Annotated in this window: 14 protein-coding genes and 1 tRNA gene; 7 read left to right on the forward strand and 8 right to left on the reverse strand. The window is 38.4% G+C overall.

What is annotated here, in order from left to right; genetic code table 11:
• The first annotated feature begins 166 nt into the window (after nt 1-166).
• Together ACNURT_RS24190 and ACNURT_RS24195 are read left to right on the forward strand one after the other, a co-directional pair.
• Nucleotides 167-254, forward strand: a tRNA-Ser gene (locus tag ACNURT_RS24190).
• A gap of 263 nt (nt 255-517) precedes the next feature.
• Nucleotides 518-688, forward strand: a complete 171-nt coding sequence (locus ACNURT_RS24195; RefSeq protein WP_419702143.1) for a SidA/IucD/PvdA family monooxygenase — start codon at nt 518-520, stop codon at nt 686-688.
• Between the two features lie 260 nt (nt 689-948).
• Here the strand turns inward: ACNURT_RS24195 and ACNURT_RS24200 are convergent, their stop codons facing one another.
• The 3 genes from ACNURT_RS24200 to ACNURT_RS24210 all read right to left on the reverse strand — a co-directional run bounded on the left by ACNURT_RS24200 (nt 949) and on the right by ACNURT_RS24210 (nt 5,762).
• The gene (locus tag ACNURT_RS24200) at nt 949-4,374 is read right to left on the reverse strand and encodes a DEAD/DEAH box helicase (protein ID WP_419699837.1); all 3,426 of its coding nucleotides are present in this window, start codon (nt 4,372-4,374) and stop codon (nt 949-951) included.
• A complete protein-coding gene (locus ACNURT_RS24205) occupies nt 4,371-5,201 on the reverse strand; it encodes a hypothetical protein (protein WP_419699838.1) in 831 nt (276 codons plus the stop codon). The genes ACNURT_RS24200 and ACNURT_RS24205 overlap by 4 nt, the downstream gene beginning before the upstream one ends.
• Nucleotides 5,202-5,378: 177 nt before the next feature.
• Nucleotides 5,379-5,762, reverse strand: coding sequence for a YadA-like family protein (locus ACNURT_RS24210; protein ID WP_419699839.1), 384 nt, complete (start codon nt 5,760-5,762; stop codon nt 5,379-5,381).
• A gap of 631 nt (nt 5,763-6,393) precedes the next feature.
• On the opposite strand from ACNURT_RS24210, the gene istA reads away from it, so the two are divergent.
• The 3 genes from istA to ACNURT_RS24225 all read left to right on the forward strand — a co-directional run bounded on the left by istA (nt 6,394) and on the right by ACNURT_RS24225 (nt 10,122).
• Nucleotides 6,394-7,923: an IS21 family transposase gene (gene istA, locus ACNURT_RS24215; protein WP_419699087.1), complete on the forward strand. Its 1,530-nt coding sequence runs from the start codon at nt 6,394-6,396 to the stop codon at nt 7,921-7,923.
• A 19-nt stretch (nt 7,924-7,942) separates the two neighbouring features.
• Entirely contained in the window at nt 7,943-8,689 is a 747-nt protein-coding gene (gene istB / locus ACNURT_RS24220) for an IS21-like element helper ATPase IstB (protein WP_128533444.1), read from the forward strand.
• Between the two features lie 320 nt (nt 8,690-9,009).
• Complete coding sequence (locus ACNURT_RS24225) at nt 9,010-10,122, forward strand: Fic family protein (protein WP_419699840.1); 1,113 nt, start codon at nt 9,010-9,012, stop codon at nt 10,120-10,122.
• Nucleotides 10,123-10,155: 33 nt separating this feature from the next.
• Here ACNURT_RS24225 and ACNURT_RS24230 read toward each other — a convergent pair whose 3' ends face one another.
• A complete protein-coding gene (locus tag ACNURT_RS24230) occupies nt 10,156-11,139 on the reverse strand; it encodes a 5'-nucleotidase (protein ID WP_419699841.1) in 984 nt (327 codons plus the stop codon).
• Nucleotide 11,140: 1 nt separating this feature from the next.
• The gene (locus tag ACNURT_RS24235) at nt 11,141-11,737 is read right to left on the reverse strand and encodes a master DNA invertase Mpi family serine-type recombinase (RefSeq protein ID WP_419699842.1); all 597 of its coding nucleotides are present in this window, start codon (nt 11,735-11,737) and stop codon (nt 11,141-11,143) included.
• Between the two features lie 80 nt (nt 11,738-11,817).
• Between ACNURT_RS24235 and ACNURT_RS24240 the strand changes: the two genes are divergently transcribed.
• Complete coding sequence (locus ACNURT_RS24240; RefSeq protein WP_419702144.1) at nt 11,818-13,218, forward strand: Eco57I restriction-modification methylase domain-containing protein; 1,401 nt, start codon at nt 11,818-11,820, stop codon at nt 13,216-13,218.
• Here the strand turns inward: ACNURT_RS24240 and ACNURT_RS24245 are convergent.
• The 3 genes from ACNURT_RS24245 to ACNURT_RS24255 all read right to left on the reverse strand — a co-directional run bounded on the left by ACNURT_RS24245 (nt 13,202) and on the right by ACNURT_RS24255 (nt 21,472).
• Complete coding sequence (locus tag ACNURT_RS24245; protein ID WP_419699843.1) at nt 13,202-16,363, reverse strand: Eco57I restriction-modification methylase domain-containing protein; 3,162 nt, start codon at nt 16,361-16,363, stop codon at nt 13,202-13,204. The two genes, ACNURT_RS24240 and ACNURT_RS24245, sit on opposite strands and share 17 nt — an antisense overlap.
• The gene (locus ACNURT_RS24250; protein ID WP_419699844.1) at nt 16,364-19,729 is read right to left on the reverse strand and encodes a helicase-related protein; all 3,366 of its coding nucleotides are present in this window, start codon (nt 19,727-19,729) and stop codon (nt 16,364-16,366) included. It lies immediately after the preceding gene.
• A gap of 300 nt (nt 19,730-20,029) precedes the next feature.
• Complete coding sequence (locus ACNURT_RS24255; protein ID WP_419699845.1) at nt 20,030-21,472, reverse strand: HEPN domain-containing protein; 1,443 nt, start codon at nt 21,470-21,472, stop codon at nt 20,030-20,032.
• A 187-nt stretch (nt 21,473-21,659) separates the two neighbouring features.
• Between ACNURT_RS24255 and ACNURT_RS24260 the strand changes: the two genes are divergently transcribed.
• Nucleotides 21,660-22,073: a helix-turn-helix domain-containing protein gene (locus ACNURT_RS24260; protein ID WP_419699846.1), complete on the forward strand. Its 414-nt coding sequence runs from the start codon at nt 21,660-21,662 to the stop codon at nt 22,071-22,073.
• Nucleotides 22,074-22,426 lie beyond the last annotated feature (353 nt).

The following is a 22,426-nucleotide window of genomic DNA, read 5'->3' on the forward strand; positions in this document are numbered from 1 at the left end:
TACCCAAATTAAACCAAACATGTTATTTACACTCTATACTACAAATGCCATATTTTATAAGTTGAGTTAAAGTTTTCGTGAAGGCGGGGCCCTCTGTAAAGAGGACTTCGCTTTTTTATTCCCTTTGAAAGCAATATTATTTTACCTTTGCAATCCCATTTAATCCGGAGAGGTGTCTGAGTGGTCGAAAGAGCACGCCTGGAAAGTGTGTATACGCCAAAAGTGTATCGAGGGTTCGAATCCCTCCCTCTCCGCTGATAACAAATTTCAGTAGTACTTTAAATTACTGAAAGAATTTAAAGAATTTATGAGACTGTTTCAAAATGAAACAGCCTCTATTATTTAATGGCATAGTGATAGAACGGCCATAGGGTTAATTTAAAATAAACCTGTTCAAATTCTCCCTGCACGTAAAAATTACCAACTCTGAACGCATTAATCTGTATCCCGAATTACATCGAGGTTATATATTTCGCGCATGTTAAAATAGTGTTAGGTACGGGAACAGAACCCCGTTATTCCGATTTCATGCAGGGTGTTCAATCTAAATATTCTGCATACACCCAATTATCTATATAAAAAGACCGACATTCTACAGGGTAAATTGGTAGCGATAATCGGATCGGGGCAAAGTGCCGGCGAGGTTTTTCAGGACCTGCTGCCTCATACCGGCCGTGGCGACTATTGAACTTTATAGTTTGAATAACCGTTAAATAAAACACCGCACAAACGTTTGATAAGTTATTTAAATTAAACTCCCTTAATTTACTTAATATCATTTACTAATATATTTATGAACTTTGCCAAATGGCGGGAATGTAATTAACCATTGATTTTCAAATAGTTGAAAACATAAAGTAACAAATAAGTAACATTCATTTAGAATAATGATCAACTTATCGTTGTAGACCTCGCTAATTGAATAAGCGGGATAATCCGCTACTTAAACTAATCGCCAATCTTTTCCATCTTGACAACAATTTGGTCCCAGTCATTCCGGTCGCTCCAGGTCAATACCACAATAGAATATTCAACCGTGTTAATGTCGATCTCAACTGCGATCAGTTTCGCATATTCCCTCGGCACATAGCCAAGCCTAGAATCACCGTAAAGTATCTCGATGGCAAATGGATCATAGCTATTAGTGCTTTCCCTGCGATAGGTCAGCGCATCGCCAACCTCCAATAAAGTAGATATGCGCATGCTTTCAGCATCATAGGTAATCCCTTTTACTTGAAACTCAAAACTGTCAGGTACATTTTCAAATTTCTGTGGGGTTAGCTTTGTTGCTACGCTCAGGATATTTTGCACGTCGAAGCGGGAAAGCTGAAGCGGTTCCAGGTCGGCAACATTCAAGTTACTGGTCCAGCGGATTAGTTGTCTGCCGGTGAGCTCCCCAGCCTGCCCGGCGAGCAACAGCGCAACGTCACGATTTTTTATACCGATGGAACGCAGTAGGCAAGCTTTTGGGCTGTCGATACCGTATTTAATAAAGCTGATCAGGTTGGCGACACCTTCAGGAAAGTCTTCACGGCTGATATTCATTTTAAAAGCCATCAAGGTTTGGAATGCACTGATCAGCCAGGGGAACCTGAAATAATAACCTTCGGCTACCAACAGGTTAAATAATGCCCGGTCAGTATGTACATTTACCCATTCCGCCTGTATCATATCAATATCCTGCCCTGCGATCCAAAGGATAGTTACGGGCAGGTAAGCGATAAATTTTGCGCCGATCTTGGCGAATTTAAGGGATACCATCTCCGAAAGACTCAGCGCATCGAACATTTGCAAGATGAGTTCGAGCAGGGCCAGGTAGGCATCTTCTTCCAGAATGCCAGCGATGAGTTCGCGGTTCTTTTCAATAAAATTTTCAATATCCTGGTTGCTTTTAAGGCAAAGCCCCGTTTCGGCATAAATCCTGATCTGGCCCAGGTTGGCCGCTTGTTTTATATTACCGAATATGCCGCGAAAGGATTTCTTGATCGGTTCAATATCCAAATTTTGATCCAAGCACTGGATTTTAAACAAACTGTTGTTGAGAATAGCATTTATCACCTCCTCGTCGTCCGTTTCAATCGTCTCCTCGGTGATTAAGTTCAGTAAATAAGGCTCGGCCAGGATGCGGATATTATTTTCATAAGTAGCAATGCTGATGCGGCGCCTGCGGAGTGCCGCCAAAACATTAAAGAAAATGCTGTTAGCTGGTGGAATATTTCCCTTATCGGTATAACGATCATATTCCGTGCCGTCACGAGGCGACTTGACGTTGTATACAATCTGGCCTTCGGTTTCCATTCCTGCGCGTCCGGCACGCCCGATAATATTCCAAAAATCCCTTACTTCCAAATTGTTGATATTGCCTTCTTCCGCATTCATGATCGTCGAATGAATAATCAGGTTCTTGATCGGAAAATTGAGGCCCTGTCCAATGGTATTCGTCGAAATCAGCACCTTCAGGTTTCCCCGGACAAAGTCTTCTTCGACCGACCGCCTGACTGCTTCCGGCAAGTCGCCGAAATGGATGCCGATCCCGTGGGAAAGGCACCTCGAGATATAAGAATCGGCGCTATACCATTTACGGGCATAAAAATACGATTCCCGGTCGCGATTGAGATGAAACCATGCTGGGGTCGCCTCATTATTGTCCCTCAGCAAATCCAATAAGTTTAATAAGGCATCGCCGACCCGTTTGGTTTCCCGCACTTGCGCACAAAATACAAGTGTGTTACCATCCAGCGATAAACGGTAAGCCAGCGCAGCCGAAGTCTGGGCTTTGTTATTACCGTCCGGGAAAGTATTGGCATAAATTCGTTTGCGGATAATAGCTGAAATGAACAAAGGCGTTATTGTACGGGTTTGCTCATCCTGCGTCGACCGGTTCTTATACAGGATTTGTCCACGGCTGCCTTCCCAGGTAAATTTGCCAATCAGTTTGCGGGTGGGCTCCCATTCTTCGGAAGGCGGGCTGTCCGGGAAAAGCGAGGAACGCACCACATTGGCCGGTTTCCCGCTCAACCATAGGGCATATTCGTCGGCATTGGGTGGGGGCATTACTGCCGAGATAAAGAGCACTTTCAAACCCGTGATCTGCATTTTCAGCCGGATGATTAGGAACTCCAGCAGGCTGGAGCGCGGGCTGATATCGCCAAGGATATGGCCCTCATCTACTACAGCCAGTGAAACGCCGGTGAAATAAGCGGGATTCAGCCGCAGCAAAAGATCGATCTTTTCCGGGGTGGCGATCAATACGTCGGTATCAGCCAAGATAATATCCTGGAACTCATCGATCTCGTAATTGCCGGAAATTGCGGACACAGAATAGCCAAGCTTAGACAGGTTATCAGATAGTTCGGCTTCCTTTTCGTTAGTCAGCGCCCTGAATGGGCTGATATATAAACATTTTTGTGCTGGGAATTTCGTGAGTGCGTTAAGAATAGAAAGTTCTGCTATGAATGTCTTGCCTGCGCTGGTCGGCATTTGGATGACATACGATTCATCGGTGCTAAGGACGCCTTTTTGTACAGCACGCAACTGCGAGGTCCAGAACTCAAATTTGGATAAACGTTTATCAACCGACTTGATACCCCGTCCGTCGTAAACATCATTGGCCAGCAGCCGGATATATTTGTTCCAAACTGCATTGCCTTTAATATGGTCGACTCCACTGAGATTCTGCCACACCGAACGGTCCAAATAGAGCCCGATCCGCGTACGGAGCAGGAACAGCAATTGTGTGACGGGTATATTATAAGCGTTCAGGTAAAACCGGTAAACTTTATCGAACTCATCCAGGAAATCATTTTCGGTGCCTTGTAATACCTGGTCATACCATTTAGCCATGGCTCGGTTAAATAATAATAAGCCGAGGTCAACTTCAAGCTGGCGATCGATCAGTGACTTGGCCTTGACGATATTCTTAAGCAGTACCTGCCGGATATGTGTTAAAATATAATTGTCCGACCCTGTGTACACTTGGTCGTCTTCCGACTCAAACTGGTATTCGGTGATCTTTCGGACCAGGCATACCGCATTGGCCTGGTAACCGGCGAGGTCGTAACATAAGGCCGATAGCATTAACGCAAACTCACGGTCGTACTTGTCGCTGATATAGAAAAGGTTTTCATAAATGATAGCGCTTTCCTTTAGCGAATTGATCGCCAGCCTGGTATTATGGCCATGTAGAAGGATCTGGCAACCATTAGACGATAAAAACAGCGCCCGGTTCCAGAGATAGCTTTCATCATAGCTGCGTTTAAAAGCAGTGCTCAGTTTCCAGGCCGCGAGCTGGTTGCTATGGTTAAGGAACTTAGGATCATCCAGTATCTGGTTAAGTCCATTTTCAAGGTCTTCGAAATAATCTGATGCGTTCATGGCGCCGGATGGATATAGTCAACAGCCTGTTGAACCGCACGTTGCTGCAGGTCTACCATTAACCTAGCCAAGTTCCCAATCAGCACTATTGTCACACATAGCGGCTTCAACGTGGGCGGCAGGTTTTCCAAATCATCCAATATCGCCGGGTTGAACTTACTTGTTTCAATGATAAAGAATAATTCATAAGCCCGGTTGTATTTAGTCGGATTCAGAATTATATCATGATATTTCCTTGCCGAATCATAGTCCTTCACGTATGAATACATTTTACTTAGAAAATCTGCGATGCCTTCATTGGGCTGGTTCATATCTTTAAGCAGGCTGTTGTGCGCATGCACAGTGATGTAGAAACGATCCGGCGCTTTTCCTTCCTTGTACGTCGTATTCAGCCGTGATTTGATCTCGTAATAATACAGATCGCTGATCTCGTTACCGGCATTATGGGCAAACATATCGGTACTGAATACAGACTTATCTTTATTAAATTTCCAGCGCATCTTTTTGAGCGGCACGATACGCTTTTCAAAGTAGCTAACTATCAGCGAAGCCAGCACTTCCGAAAAATCACCTTGGCGGACATTGAGGGTAAGTTGGTGTGCATCGGAAGGCAAAACGTAGTCCTTGATATAATCACGTAACCGATTTTCCGGCAAATGCTCATACAATCCTTTCAGGTCATCCAGATTGTGGTATGAGGAAATGATCTCATGACCAAGGTAGTCCTTGACATTGTCAGACGGCGGGCCGATTTCGACCACGCTTATCATTCCGTAAAGCTTATGGGAGGGAACGCTCGGCGTGGATTGCAGCCAGGTATTTATCATAATTGGTTATCAGGTTTGTGCGTAGTAAGTTATATATTATTTCTGAATAGGATGATTATTAACCAATTTCGGAATATTGAAACAGAACATGTACAAAAAAATGCCATTCTTCAACAGCGGAAGAATCCCTTCGCACTGAAGATTTAAATTTTTCTTTGCAACTTACAAAATGCAACCCTAATTTATTTTCCTTCCATAGACAGTAATTTTGATATTTGGTAATAGGGTCAGAATTATTCCCTTGCCAAGCGTGATACTGAAACTTGAATTTTGAATGACTCGGCCATTAACGTCATAGAAGGCGTTCAAGGAATAGGCAACCCGACCATTTTCATGATAAGCAGTACCAAGAGATAACGCCACACGCCCATTTGCATGGTAAGCCGTGCCTAGCGACAGCGCAACTCGGCCGTTCTCGTGATAGGCGGTCCCAAGTGAGAAAGCCACGCGACCATTGTCAAAATAGGCTGTGCCTAATGAAAATGCGATTCGACCGTTTGGATGATAGGCCGTGCCCATATCATTCCATTTGATTCTTTTATTTTCGTGATAAGTTGCCATTAAAAAGATTTAGGATAATTTTATTTAAAGCTTTTGCAATAATAAGTAATTGAAAAACAATAAGTTTTATGCTATTAACATTAATTTCTACTTTCTTAGTTTACGTTAAACTAAACACACACTGGGAGTAGGTAAAGTGAGCTAAAAAGAAAGCAAATTGCCTACGTGTATGATTTAGTTTTTAATACGGGAGTGATTATATTCCTAGAATCCAGAACTAGTTTTAAGCGCATAATCTGTATTATGATATATTTTTGTTGACAAGATTGGGCTTAGTTTATATCTTTGAGCTGTATATATAAATGAGCTGTATATATAAATCTTAGGATATTATGCCATATGTTTGAATCCTAAATCTTGATATAGTTGCTATTTTAAACATGTAAACAGCAATAAAGGAAGCTGTATTTCATGAATGAAAATTTGCCACATCCAGATGGTTTTGGGGTTTTGGAGATTCTGATGAACCAGACCACCTGATTCCGGGGCAAGCTGACCACCAATTCCGGGGCAAACTGACCAGGGGATTCCGGGACAAACTGACCACCCTCAACGTGTAGCAAATGCTGTAGAAGCAACCATCTTTTGGAGGCAACATATACCTCCAAACATGGCCAATTCGACGATCAGCATGAGTAAGATTAGAAAGATTTTAAGGATGTACAGCCAGCAGCGGCCCATAATGACCATCGCTGCCCAGACTGATGCATCCCGGAATACCGTAAAGAAGTACCTGGCCGCCTTTAAAGCCAGCAGCTTTACCTTTGAAGAGATCGATGCCCTTAACGATAAGGAACTCGAAGATCTCTTCGGTAAAAGCAAAGAACACCCGCCCACCAGCCGTATGCAGTCCATGCAGCGCTGTTTTCCCCAAGTAGATAAAGAACTCAAACGCACCGGTGTCAACCGGTATATGTTATGGGAATCCTACCGCAAAGAGTTCCCTGACGGCTACCAGTACAGCCAATTCTGCTTTTATTACAACCAATGGAAGGCCAGGGTCAACCCGACCATGCACATGGATCACAAAGCCGGTGATAAGCTTTATGTGGACTTTGCAGGCGAAAAGCTAAGCTATACCGATAAGGATACCGGTGAAGTTATTGCAGTAGAGGTCTTTGTGGCTATCCTCGGAGCCAGTCAGCTTACCTATGTAGAGGCGGTTCCGAGCCAGCAAAAGGAAGACTTTATTGCAGCTTGCGAGAATACGCTGCACTTTATCGGCGGCGTTCCTGCCGCCATTGTACCCGATAACCTGAAGGCAGCCGTGACCAAAAGCAGTCGCTATGAACCCACTTTGAACGAAACGTTTGAGGACTTTGCAGACCATTACGGTACCACCATACTACCGGCGCGGGCGTACCGCCCGCGTGATAAAGCACTGGTAGAAGGTGCTGTTAAGATCATTTATACCAAGATCTACGCGCCTATCAACCGGGTTACCTATCACTCTTTAAAAGAGCTGAATACAGGTATATGGGAAGCGTTGGAAACCCATAACAGCCAGTTGCTCAAAGGACGTAACTATAGCCGCAGGCTACAGTTTGAAGAGATCGAACGGCATACCCTGATGCCGCTGCCTGTCCTGCTTTACCAGTTCAAAAAGCACTTCTACGCTAAGGTGATCAAGAACGGCCATGTCAATCTTGGCCCTGATAAACACTATTACAGTGTGCCTTACCGCTTCATCGGCAAGCGGGTAAAGCTATTGTATTCCCGCACTATCGTGGAGATCTACTCCAACTATGAACGTATCGCTTTGCATAAGCGGGCAAAGAACCCTTACGGCTATACAACCGATAAAGACCACATGGCCACTACACACCGCTTTGTAACTGACTGGACACCTGATAAGTTCCTGGATTGGGCCGCATCCATCCATGAGGATGTGAGGCTGTATATCCTGAAGATCCTTGACCGGAAGCAACACCCGGAGCAGGCCTACAAGTCCTGCCTGGGTGTACTTGGCTTCGCCAAGAAAGCAGGTAACGAACGGTTAACGATGGCCTGCCAGCGTGCGCTCAGCTATGGTATTCATAACTATAAAACGATACAAACCATCCTGGAGAACAAGATGGATGGCTACGAGGAAAGCCTGTTTGCAGATGAGTTGCCTATGCCTAACCATGATAATATCCGGGGAAAAGACTATTACAAATAACCATTAAACAACAAATAACATGAACACAAGTACACTAGACAAACTGCGGAAGATGAAGTTCTTCGGCATGTTCCATGCCTTCAAAAGCAGCATGGAAACGGGTAAAACGAATGATTATACAGCGGATGAACTGCTGGCCCACCTGGTAGATGCAGAATGGGACGACCGGCAAAACAGGCGTATCGAACGGCAGATACAGTATGCCAAGTTCCGCTATAAAGCCTCTGTGGAGGACGTTCATTACCATGCCGACCGAAGTATCGACCGCAACCAGATCATGCGCCTGGCAGACTGTACCTTCATTGACCGCAATGAAAACATACTGGTTACCGGCAGCACCGGTATCGGTAAAAGCTATGTGGCTTCTGCTATCGGCTATCAGGCCTGTATGCTGGGCTACAGGGTATTTTATGCCAGCACCCCTAAGCTATTCGCTAAACTGAAAATGGCTAAGGCAGACGGCTCTTATATCAAGGAACTCGCTAAACTGGAAAGGACACAGCTGCTCATACTGGATGACTTCGGTATCCAGCCTTTTGATGCACAAAGCAGGGCTGCGCTAATGGAACTGATCGAGGACCGGCACGGCAAGACCTCGCTGATCATAACCTCACAGCTACCGGTAAGCAAATGGTTTGAAGTGATCGGTGAAAAAACGGTTGCTGATGCGATCCTGGACCGGATCGTTCATGATGCGCACCGCATCGAACTAAAGGGAGAATCTATGAGAAGAAAACGTAACGTTGAACCGGAAACCAGCTACTAATGAAAATACCTTTTAAATAACTATTTTTGTACACGCTTTTATAGCGTTTGCTGCACGCCCCACGTCAGCTAATTGCCTGGTCAGTTTGGCCCGGAATCAGGTGGTCAACATCTCCATAACATACAACACCTCATTTCATTGATTCATATGTCCAATTTATATTAAAATATGAACACGTTGATATTTTGTGTCCATGTTTTTTTACTTAATTCGTTCTATGTTCACATTATGCCATAAAATGAACACAATACTTTTTTTGTTCAGAAATGTTTCGTTTATTTGACTTATGTCCAGAATGTAATTAAAAATGGACATAAGATATGGCTTACGACAGAACCAAACCATTTAATGATTTACCGTTATTGCCACCAAAATCGGAAATCGAAAATGACGTTGAAATTTTAAAGAAATTGGTAACGGCATCAAGAGCATTAGCGGCGGTAAACAGTAGTATAATGCGACTACCTAATCCATTGATGTTGGTAAATACAATTGCTCTACAAGAAGCCAAAGCCTCTACTGCTATTGAAAATATTTTTACAACAGAAGACGCCTTATACAAAGCAGTATCAGATACCGTACAAGAAGACAAAGCAAACATTGCAACCAAAGAAGTCCTGCGGTATCGTGAGGCTTTATGGACTGGTTACCAACTTATAAAAGAAGACAACCATATTGATTTAGAAAGCATATTAGGGATTTTCAGGCAAATCAAAAATACATCATCGGGGCTTAGATCTCCGGCATCATTAACTATAATACAGCGAGGCCAAAGTGAATTTCGTTCGGGTGAAGTAATTTATACTCCACCAAGGGGAGCTGGAATACTGGAAAAACTAATGGATAATTTGTTAAACTATTTAAATGATGATCAAAAATACCCTACAGACCCTTTACTAAAAATGTGTTTCGCACACTATCAATTTGAAGCCATACATCCTTTTCCTGATGGCAATGGAAGAACTGGACGCATTTTAAACCTATTGTATCTTGTACATGCAGGTTTGCTAAATCAACCTGTACTTTATCTATCTAAATATATTATCGTTAATAAAGACGACTACTATTATAATCTAGGCATTGTTACTCAACGAGGCTCGTGGAAACCCTGGATACTATATATGCTGGATGCAGTAGAAAAGACAGCTCAGTTAACAAGCCAGTTAATTAACAGCATACTTGCACAAATGGATTCAACGTTGGCACATGCCAAAGGTTTAATAAAATGGTATAATAAAGAGGTAAATGAATTAATTTTCAGTCAACCATATATCAAACCTAAATTCATTGGTGATCAATTAAATATAACATCCAGAACAACCCTAACAAAATACTTCAATGAATTGGTTGATGCTAAAATATTGAGCCCGATAAAAGATGGTAAAGAGCTATTTTATGTGAACAATGATTTGATCCGTATTCTTGAGGGGTAATTACAATATTGAAGAAATTAATTAGTGATCGCGCTAATCTAACTTTTTGATCTCTCTTTTATTTAATAGATCAGGGTCAACAACTTGCAACTTGTCCACTTTTACAAATAAAGGGGAAGAAGTTTTATACGGGACTTTAGCCGACGGAACTACAGCTCTTGCGGGTACTAAATGTGCTTCTTGGTCATCAAAGAAAATATGAGCCTTAAACGCCTTTAATATTTTATCTTTAGATAATCCACCTAAAAAGAAAGCTTCATCAACATAAACATCCCATTCTCTAAGAGTATTAAGAACCCTCATATGAGATGGACTATTACGAGCTGTTACTATAGCGAGGCGTAATGGCGATAACTCAACACCTGTCTCCATCTTCCTTTGTATCATTGAGAGTTTTTTTAACAATTTAGCATATGGCCCTTCGTTTAACGGTACTACAACGTTGTTACTCTCATTATTATGAAATGCCTCAATGCCGTTTGCTTTATAAATTTGCTCAGACTCGTCTGAAAATATAACAGCATCTGCATCAAATGCTATACGAACGGTTGATGTTTCAGGCTGGAAATCATTTGGTGGAGCAAATATTAATGCCGCTGCCGCGCTTCCAGAGTCAATTATTTTTTGCACATCGCTTTCCTCCTTAGACAAAAATAAATCAACCTCGAAGGCCTCAATATAATTGTAAAGTGGCTCTCCACCAGTAAAAGCAGAACGTGTTATATCTAAACCATAGTGTTTCACAGAATTTAGAACTCTAATTCCTGTTTCAGGACTATTTCTTGACATTATAATAACTTCAACAAGTCGCTCTTTAGCCAGACTATTTAAGTTTAATAAGGCTTTGACAACATGAAATCCAGTACCTTCCTTTAAAATATCATTTTCCCTTTCCTTTTGGTATTTTCTATAAGCTACGATACCCTGATCTTGAAATAATTTATTTTCTTCTTCTAAATCAAATAACGCTCTTGATGATACTCCGACAACTAAAGATCCCGCGAATGATAGTGGCATGTTAATTCATTTTTTCTTTAACAAATGAAGATACTGTTAATCTATGAACACCCAACATTTTTCCAATGGTGGTATATGACTTTTTTTTGTTCAATAAGTCCTTAATTTTCTCTTCTTTACCGGAGAGCTTAAAGTAGGAGGACTTACTCCCTAACGGTCTACCTAATATTTGTCCCTCCGCCTTCCTCCGAGCTAACGCCTCCTTAGTACGTTGTGATATAAGATTACGCTCTATCTCTGCTGACAATCCAAATGCAAAAGCCAGCACCTTGGAATTAATATTATTCCCTAATTCGTACCGCTCTTTAATTGTAAACACTTGAATATCTTTCTCCATGCAATCATGAAGTATTTTCATTATTTGCATTAAATTCCGACCTAGCCGTGAGAGCTCACTAACGATTAGCTGATCTCCTTTTTTCATTTTCTTTAGTAGCCGTCCAAACTTTCGTTCGTCCAGCCTTTTCATGGAACTAATGGTTTCCTCAATCCACTCATCAATTATTAAATTTCGATCTTTTGAAAAATTGTTAATCTCAAATTTTTGATTTGCTAGTGTTTGCTTTTCACTACTTACCCTAATATAGCCATATATCATATTTCAATCGTTTAGTGGAATATTGGAGTAATATAAACCACCTTTTTATTGAATAAAATAATAGGGCGTATAAAATTAGCATATGGAATCCTTTTAGCCATGACAAAACAGATTGGTTTGATCCTCAATGGATGTTTGGTATTAAAGAATTCGATATAGTAATAGGTAATCCTCCTTACATAAAGGAATATACTAATAAAAAGGCTTTTGATAGTATAAGAGGAAAGTCTTACTATCAAGGAAAAATGGATTTATGGTATGCCTTTGCTTGTTACTCCCTTGATATGTTAAGCGAAACAGGTATCCAATGCTTTATTGCACAAAATAATTGGACGACGAGTTCAGGTGCTTCCATATTACGAAATAAGATTTTAAAAGAAACCCAAATTAAGTTATTTACAGATTTTGGCAATTATAAAGTCTTCAAAACTGCTGGAATTCAAACTATGGTATATGTATTACAAAAAAGTATCAGTGAACCTATAGAGATGCATTGTGTCAAATTATCTATTTTGAACGATGGCGTACTAAAAGATTCCAATATTATTGACTTTTTGGATTTCAAAATTGATAATTCATTTGCCAAAAAGTCCTTCTTTGAATTATATCCTGAAAAATATCTCGACAAACAACTAACGTTTAACGAAACCGCGGTTGATGCCATTTTAAATAAAATCGAAAGATTAGGCAACTTTAAATTAGATGAAAAGGAAGTAGCGCAAGGCATCGTTTTTCCACAAGATTTTATAAATAAATCTACACAGCAAATATTAGGGGATGGCTCGAAAGTTGGTGATGGCGTTTTTGTGTTAAGTAATGCTGAAAAAAACAAGCTTGATTTATCACCGTTCGAGAACCGGTTAATAAAACCATTATACACCTCTCATCAATTAAAAGAATTTTACGGAGATCCAATAAATAAGTTCTGGGTGATATACACCAGTTCAGAATTCAAAAACAGCGCTTCAATTTCACAATACCCCAATTTGAAAACACATTTAGATAAATATTCAAAAATAATTACCTCTGATAACAAACCCTATGGATTGCACAGAGCTAGGGATGAAAGATTTTTTAACGGTGAAAAAATTGTAGCCCAGCGAAAATGTCCTTCTCGACCATCATTTACCTACACTGATTTTGATTGTTATGTATCGGCTACATTTAATGTAATTAAAACAAATCGAATTAATTTAAAGTATTTAACTGCATTATTAAATTCAAAATTAATCAGATTTTGGCTTAGGCATAAAGGAAAAATGCAAGGTGACAATTATCAAATAGATAAAGAACCTTTATTAAATATACCAATATTCCGCGCAAGTGATCCTCAAATTTTAATAGAAAAAACAGAGTCTATCCTTTTTAAAAAATCATTAACCCTTGATATATCACCAATTGAACAAAAAATGGATGACATCATCTTTAATCTTTATGAATTAGCGGAAGATGAAATCAAACTAATTAATGAAGAACTATAGAGGTAGAATTAAATTCTACTTCTGTTAAATTTGGATCTACTTCTTTGGCGTATGAAAAATCCAAGTCATACATTTTGTATATTAATATATTTATATGTTTTTCTATGGATATTTCACTCTCGCACTTTTCTAATTTTTCTTGTGCTCTAAGTCTAATGAGTTCACTAACTAGTGTTTTTGTTTTATTTTGAACTTCTTCAGCTACAATTATTATCGGCAGTAGTTCTAAGTCTGTCATTAGTATTTGGGGAAAAGCTTGCTTATTAGTGATCATCTTTTGACGAATAAAATATGTTAACAAATCAGAATTAAGCAATGCTAATAAAAAATAATTATCGAAATTTTCGTTTGTACTCCAACAAGAATATAGGGTACTTTCCGTTAAGGCCGGCTTCTCTATTAAAACACTACATAATTTATCACCTGTCCGCCTTATCAATATTCGTGGAGCAACGCTATGTTTAGATTTCTTTTTAGTTCCACCAATGATTGTTAGAGTTTCATAATCAGTATAAAATTTCTTGGTAATTTTCCACCGATCCATGCTCTTACCTAATAAAAAAATGTCATTTCCGTAGCTAGTATCAGTACCAACTACTTTATCCCTTTCCGCCACAACCATACCTTTGAACAATGAACTTATCTCACCTAATGGCACCGTGTTGGAAGATGCTATTTTTTTAATAACGTTATTTTGTTTTATTTCATCATTTTTTAAATTGTAATGTTTATCAAACACAAATCGATCTGGTTGAAATTTACCATTTTTTCCAAAAATGAAAATTAAACTACCTGTTACTGCATTATCAAATACAAAAGACGTAAATGTTGTTATTACGGGTGTCGAGCCATTTGCATTCATGTATTGCACACATTCAATATAACTTCGAGTTATAAATAATCCTTCGGGGACTATAAGAGATAAGAAGCCATTAAAAGAAAGTAAGTCAATGCTTCTTTCTATGAACGGAATATATAAATTTTTGGAACTTGCACCCCTGATTGTACCGTATGATTTAAGGTAGGCACTAAGCACTGTCTTATCTGTATTATTTTTAGTCAAAATTTTATATGGTGGATTTCCCACCACAATATTAAATTCTTTAATACCAAACATCCATTGAGGATCAAACCAATCTGTTTTGTCATGGCTAAAAGGATTCCATATGCTAATTTTATACGCCCTATTATTTTCGACAGATCCAAATAAACCTTGTTGATCAAATATTTCTTTCTGGAGGTCATGAAATTTTTCTTTCAAAATCTGTTTGTTATCCCCAAAACTTTCCAGATAATCTAAACGAACTTGTTGGATTTCGTCTAAAAGCTCAAGCGGATTCTTTTTCTTTTTAGCATTATACATTGGCACTTGCAATGTTTCATCAGGTAATTTTAACAATGTATCAGCTGTTACAAATTTAAACTCCAAATTTGGTAGTGGTTCTACACCACGATTCGGCTTACTCTCATCAATATGCTCATCAACTATTAATGTTAGAAAACAGCGAAGTTTTGATATTTCAGCCGCAATAGGTTGTATGTCGACCCCATACAGGCTGTTTTGAATAATCCCAATTTTACGAGCATAATCAGGATTTTTTTGTAACTTTTCTCTAATTGCGAGCTTTGCTATTGGGTTACTATTTTTACTCACCTGCTGTTCAATCCACCATTCGCCATTTCTATCAAGCTTCTGTAAAGCCAAAACAATTTTCTGTAGAATACCCATCGGAAATGCACCAGAGCCACAAGCCGGGTCAAGAATTTTTAACTTATCTAGTGAAGCCAGTATAGCATGCTCCTCTCTTTTGTCAAAGTTAGGTTCACCTTCAATGTTAAAGATCAATTCTAGTCTGTCTTTTACAATTTTGGTATCAGTGTGCAAATAATAAACTAGGCTTTCTGTGGCCATATAATCAACAACTTCACGTGGGGTATAAAAGCTACCCGTCGCTTTTCTGGCTGTTTCTCCGCTGTCAGGATCGATTTCGGCCAATAAATTTTCAAAAATGCTACCTAACATTTCAGGATCAACACTTACCTCAACATCTAATACTGAATTCTCATCTATTGTGAAATTGTATTGTTCAAGCTTTTCAAAAAAATCTATAAACCATTGATCAGGTATTGTAAGTGAATTTACATTACTAGAGAGATTTGTTGTTTCATTAAATTTATAGTAATCATCTGATTGTGCCTCAAATAATCCGCCATTTAGGAAAGGTATATATTCTGATCCTTTTGGCAAATCTAAAATTCGGCGTTCATTTGGGGTATTTAGAGTTTGAAAAAAAAGTTTTTCAAGCACATTATGGTAATAATTGGGGTTTTCTCTTACGGATACGCTGGAAAGCAAATGCTCTGGTAACAGCGAAATACCTGCTTCTGATTTTTTAACCTTTAAAAACCAGCAAAATACTGTACGTCCGATTAATCGAACTGCAAACTCTTGGTATCTCCTATTATTTTCATTTACAATATTCGGTAATATAAGAGCGCGTTCGTAAACTTTACTGTTTTTTCCTATTCCTGTTGTAGCACCAATAAGTTGATAAAATTGCTCTGTAATGTCTTTATAGAATGCCTTGTTTAGTTTCTCTACTGAGAAAGCATTTATTAGTGCGTCAAAGTTTATCTTCTTTTCAAAGCTTAATATCTCAAGCCTCTCAGCAACAGTTCGACAATTTTCTGAAGGCCCAACTAAATAGGTATATCGTTTAGCATTAGTATATCGTTCTTCTATGCTATCATCTGTTAAAATGCTGTCTTTCGCAATCAAAGTTAATCTCCAAATGCGATTATCAACAGGCGTGATAAAATTGACCAATGCTGCCTGACCTGATGTAAGAAGTTTACGTATATATCTTTGAATAATTACTTTACTTCGTTCAATGCGAACAGTCGGCTGTAAAACAATTTCGTAACAAGTAATTTCAGTATCGTCCTCTAACTTTATATTAGCATAAATTTTCACTTGATCAATTACCTTAGATTCAGATAAATTAGGTTTCTCTGTCGCATCGATCATAGTATTTAATAAATTAAATCCAGAACCAAAAATCGGTTTTAAAACCTCTTTTGCGAAAAGCACCCTGTCATATGGATTTTGTAAGGCATTTTTAATTTGTAAACGAGTAGCTGGCATCTAAATAAAACTTTGAGTTAATACTATTTGAGGGTTTACTATACCAAAAGTTGAAAGTTTATCGTCTTTACTTTCGTCAGCATTGGGACCTAGATCATATCTATCTAGCACTTCAATAAAAAGTTGTTCGATCAATTTTAGCGGCTCCTTGATCAATTTACTGTTGGTCACAAAAAAATCATTAATAGACTTAGGCATACCTTTACTGGCAAACGTGCCCTTTTTAATTAAATCTATGACTCTTTGCAATGCTTTTCTCTTTTGTTCGGTCGGGGCTATTTTTAAAATCGCATTAACGTTATTTATAGCTTTATTTTCAACGGTGCTTAAGTTTTGCTTTGTTACCGCCTGAATGTTATTTTGGTTTTTCTCTGATTTGAAATATTGCAAACCAGCCAGCGCTTGTTCATGATGAAGATCATGAATCTTGACAGGCATTTCATTTATTTTCGCTTTATAAATTTTTACGACTTGTAAAAAATTCAACTCAATAATATTTAGTTCCGGGGTAATTAAACAAAAAATCCCCGGATGGTTATCGCTTTTTAAATAGCATATAGAAGTTTTCTTTAAAGGGTAATTTATCTCATTTGCCTCAGAATCAATAAATGAAAGTTGATTGCCATGTTGCCCTTTGCGCCCGCATCTTGCTTTATTAGGAATTTGTTTGATTTCGTTATAGTACTTTAAATTCTTCTTCTTAAAATCCCTTAGCTCATTTAGATAGGTTAATATCTCACTTTCCTCCTTTTGAATCTTATTGCCAAACAGACCATTGCCATCTTCATTCATTTCTTCCAAAAGTGAAAATATCTTGGTGTCTTCACCGAAAGCGGTGTGAAATGCCTGAAGCTTTCTCAGCGCATTATTAACCAAATTAATTTTAGCATCACCATGTGCGGATGGATAAAAATTGTAAACGTATATTTTCTCAGCAGTACTTCCTATTCGATTTACCCGACCAATTCTTTGCATTAATCTAGTAGAATTCCAAGGAACATCGTAATTAACAATAATATTACTACGATGTAAGTTTACGCCCTCCGCTAGTACTTCTGTAGTTATAATTATCTCGTAGTCATTTTTCCACTTATCTTTTTCGAGATTCGCATCAAAATTTTCAAGTAGTATATTTTCGACTGTTTTTCGGTTTTCCGCACTAACAGTTAGTATTCTATGTTTTGTTATTTTTGATAATTGAGCAGTCAATTCGATGGCTGTTTCCTTACTTTCGGTGAATATTACCAATTTGCCACTTGGGTTTTGCGTCTTGGCAAAAAATGTTTTATCCACCTGCATAGCAAATTGTATCAATTTGGGGTCTGTTTTGACTCTTTTCCAACGTTCTACCAATGCATCAATTTTATCCTTATCTAAATGAAGCAAGTCTATAAAATCCTTGTTAAATGCGTTTCTTTTAAATTCTCTATTGTTGCCCCCTTTTTCGTTGATTTTTACCTCTATATCATCGAAAGAGTAATCATCTTCAAAAAGCTTGTTTATATCCAAGTCAGGAGCAACGAAAACCCGATCCTGGTCAAACATTTCTATCATGTTGTCGATAGCTTTCTGTAAACGCTTAATGGACATTAAAAACGCATAGAAACTACTTTCAAGTCGCTTTACTAATAATGTTCTCATGATTACCGAAAGTCGACCAGATATTGATTTTACATTACCATAAATTTTTATATCTTCCTCGTTTATAAGATGTTCTATTGCGCGATAGCGATAATAACCCAACCCCTCCATTTTATTACCGTTTTCATCAAGCCCTGTTATCAATGATACCGTTTCATAAAACAATTTGCTTAACTCGTCATCTAATTCATAATATAACGGAATGGGATCTCCAACTTTAGGAAATAAAATACCTTGGTTTTTCAAATCCTCTAAATAATCTTTATTATTTTCGATGTCTGTTCTCGTTCTTCTAATAACCAATGGTTCAACTACATCATCTCGTAATTTCTGAAATAACGATTTAAGTTTCGGAATATTCAACTTCTTTTCAGCAGATAGTTTTTTGTACTGGTCGTTTAACGGCTTAAAGTATTCTTGAAGATTTTTAATGCTTTCTAATGTGCTGTTTCTTTTGTCTTGAAATAAGTATAGTTGGTTTTCAATGTCTTGCGGCCGATTATTTAAGGGGGTGGCAGATATTAATATCACTTTTTTACGCACATCTCCATTTTCTGCGGGACGGGAACGTGAAATTTTACATATATCCTGTAATGCTACATACATACTTGTATAGTCATTTCTGAATTTATGAGATTCATCAACAATAACTAAGTCAAATTGGTCGGCATTAGAGTAAGCATAATCTTTTTCATCTAAAATTTTTTGCAAAGAACCAAGCGTGACAAACTCGAAATGATTTTTAATCTGAAACTGTTCGGTTGTTCTTTTCCAATTTGCTTCTAAGGCAGGGGGGACTACAGTCAAAATTTTAGTATGCGTTCCATTTTCGTAAATGAATTTTTTTATCACCATACAAGCGATTATAGTCTTACCCAAGCCAACAACATCTGCAAGTATAAATCCATTATGTTTCATCATTATTGCATATCCTTGATTTGCAGCATCAGATTGATACTTTAGACGCATAAGCTTGTCAGGCAGCAGCAAATCAATATTGTATGGATCATAGTCTACCCGTTTACCAAAATATTCAATAAGCATTTTCATGTATAGCTCAAAAGGTGTAAAATCATCTCTGAGATATGTATTCGCTTTTATCTTTTCTATTTCCGCATGAAGAATCGGCACTGACTCAATCCAAAGTTTTTCAAATTCATCAGTGGCAAATTTCACATCATCGAAATCACGAAGACTGACATTAAACTCGTAATTTGAGTCAGGATTAGCGCCAAGGCCGGAATCGGTCAAATTAGAAGATCCTGTTATAACCTCGCATGGTGCGTGTTCATTGAAATTTTCCGGGCGGAATATGTAGACTTTGGCATGTATTTTTTTTGAGGGATGTGCCCTTAATTCAATTTTTCCATCTGTCAAATCACTAATAAACTGAATTATGCCACTCTCTGTAACAGAATCATAATTTGCTTCTTGAATGTTCTTAATGGTTTCACTAATAAAATCAGCTTTCGTTTCTTCTGGATTTTCAATATAATATTGGCCCCTATCATGGTGCTTCTTAATAAGTTGATCAACATTTATACCAACCAAAATCCTGATTTTTGGAATTTTATCTAAGAACGCTCTAACTTTAAAGTAGCCGGAAGTTCTGAAATAACCAACTAAGGCATCAAAATGCCTTATGCTTTCAATATTGGAGAAAACACCCTCAAATTTCTTAAGGAGGCTATTGTCATCTTGGTTGGTAAAAAATTTTGTAGACATTATAAGTTAGAGAAGTTTGCGATAAGTTCAAATATACTTTATCTCTAAATATAATAAAGACATTTAATTCCTAGTGTAAACTTCATCATAGCGAATAAAAAGGCTTAGGCCAGCCGCTCAAGTGAGCAACTATAACCAGGAATCTCTTTCAGTACACCATTTAAGTAGCAATGTAGGGTAATTTTAAAAATCTCCCTACATACAACTTATTATGCTTAGAGGTTCTATCGTTAATGTAAAACTATCTTTATAGGCAATCTGAGGCGAACAAATGGCCGCCTGCCAATACTGCTGAGGCCGTCAGCCCTTAATGTCTTCTATATATTGTTTGTAAACTCTTTCTGCGACTTTATTGAACTTTGTTACCTGTTTTGATAATATTCTTACTAAATCTCCGTCAGGATCAAATGAACTGTTATACCGTGATTGTGAATAGGCGTTTTGCAGCAATTGATATAGTTGTGCCCCCTCGGTAGTATTAAGCTCAAAAACACCTTTTAACTCATCAGTAAACAACAAGGTAAGCCTTAACAACCTTGATAGATTATGCATCTGTACCCGGTAGCCTATAACGGCTTGTATAATTGCTTTTAAAACGCTCTCAACAGATTGATGCAAAAGAAAGGCTGCAAGCCGGAAATTGTTGTCCATCCGATATAACTCTGCACCTTTTAAAAACTCATTGCCCTGGTTACCCCATCGTTCCCAATTAAACTGTGCTCTTGCTAACAATATTCCCTTAGTTATTTCTGTATGGGCGGGTAAAGCCAACTCCGAAGATTGATACAGAACATTTCCCCTGTCCATAATAGCTGACCAAAATCGTCTGCCTTTAATAAGCGCTTCTTTTGCGCTGTTTACTTTATGGACTATAACATGTACATGAGCCAGGTATTGGCAATTGTCTTCTATCTTGTTGCTTATTTGATGCTCCGGTGTTTTTTCATCATCACCTATCAATATGAGAAGGTAAAATGTAAACGGCTTGGGATGTGTTCCTAAATGAATAATCATTAGACCCTCCGGGCAGCGTTTTAGTATCAGGCTTTTAATTTCTTCCAATGCCAGTTTTTCGGCTACTGTTGGTTCGGGATTTATTGTTCTTAGAACAATTGGTTCGGTGGATGTGTCTGCCAAACTATCTCCAAGCTTATTCCGCTTTAGCTGTGGATGACCACCCTCTCGCTGGCAGATCAACCAAGCTGCCGAATACAGCTTAATTAAGTTTTCATAAACAGTAATAACCTCACCTGCATATAAAGCCTCGTCATCCGCATTATTGTAAAGTGCTACGTGTGACCACTCATGTAACTGATCCCGATATTCTTGCGGCTTAATTTTTTTAAAAACTTTCCTGACGGCCTTGTAGGGTTCAAGCTGTTCTTTTAAGGAAAGGTTTTTAGGATAGTACTCCCATTGTTTCCTCTCTTCCTCCAATTGTTCTTCTGAAAGCTGTTTTCGCTGATAAGAGAAGTTTTTGTAATTGAGCAATAGCAGATACATAGCCTCTAAAATCCTTAAATTAAGATCATAAATAAAAAGCAGGGTGCCGGGGCCATGACGTTTTTCATCGTAATGCTCGTCGTTAACTACATAATAGCGCCACTCCTTTAATCGCCTGCCGTGACCTTTTACTGAATCAGCACTAAAAAAATCGACTACTACAGACATTGGATTTTCAACTTCGTAATGGCGAAGTGTTTTAGGGTAATGTTCCCAGGGTGCATAAGTTCCGTTATACATAATGCTATTTTTAAACCGGCCTCCATTAACCGGCGAAACAAAGGACTCTCCTGAAACATTTCTAACCTATTCTACAACAGTCTATCGAAGTCGCATTAGTGTATATTTTATCCTTGTACAAGCCACAGTAATCCCTTAATTTAAACATTGAAAATTTCTTACATTTGCTTAAACAACCGTTTCTATCATGAGTACTGCTACCGACGCACCGAAAAATATCCATCAAGGCCGAAATGTTAAGCGCTTTCGCGAAATGCTAGGTTTAAAGCAAGAGGCGTTGGCAATTCAACTTGGTGATGATTGGAGCCAAAAACGAGTATCATTACTTGAGGCTAAAGAGATAATTGAAGACGATATAATTGCTAAGGTTGCAAAGGCATTAAATGTTTCCGAAGAAGCGATAAAGAATTTTGATAGTGAAATGGCTGTAAATGTTATTTCAAATACTTTCCATCAGCAGGCATTTATAAACAGCACTGGTACGTTCAACATTAACCCCATTGAAAAGTGGCTCGAAGTACTCGAAGAGAATAAAAAACTTTATGAGCGTTTACTGGCAAGTGAGCGGGAAAAGGTGGAGCTTTTAAAGAATAAGAATTAAGAGTGGAGGACACCAACAACCTTAAATCATACCAAGACAGGATGAGCAGTATTATCGCTGATCCTGAGTTTCAAACCCTCGAAGAAAAATATCAGCCCTAATTAGACCTACATGGTATCGAACAAATTTTTGGTGTTTTTGATATTAAACAAGCCCCGCCAGGTGAAGCTATTACAGGGAAACTGATTTGGCATTCGGAATACGATCTACCTATTGATCTTAAAAAAGATATAACTAAGATTTTCAATAAGTATTTTGTTGACTAATAAACGAAGGGAATTGTTCGGGAATTGTTCCTCTGCACACAGCTACCACATTACCGCTTAAACAACCGAAGCTCAAAACAGGGAAAT

It is taken from the genome of Mucilaginibacter sp. NFX135 (assembly GCF_048565145.1).
Classification (GTDB): domain Bacteria; phylum Bacteroidota; class Bacteroidia; order Sphingobacteriales; family Sphingobacteriaceae; genus Mucilaginibacter.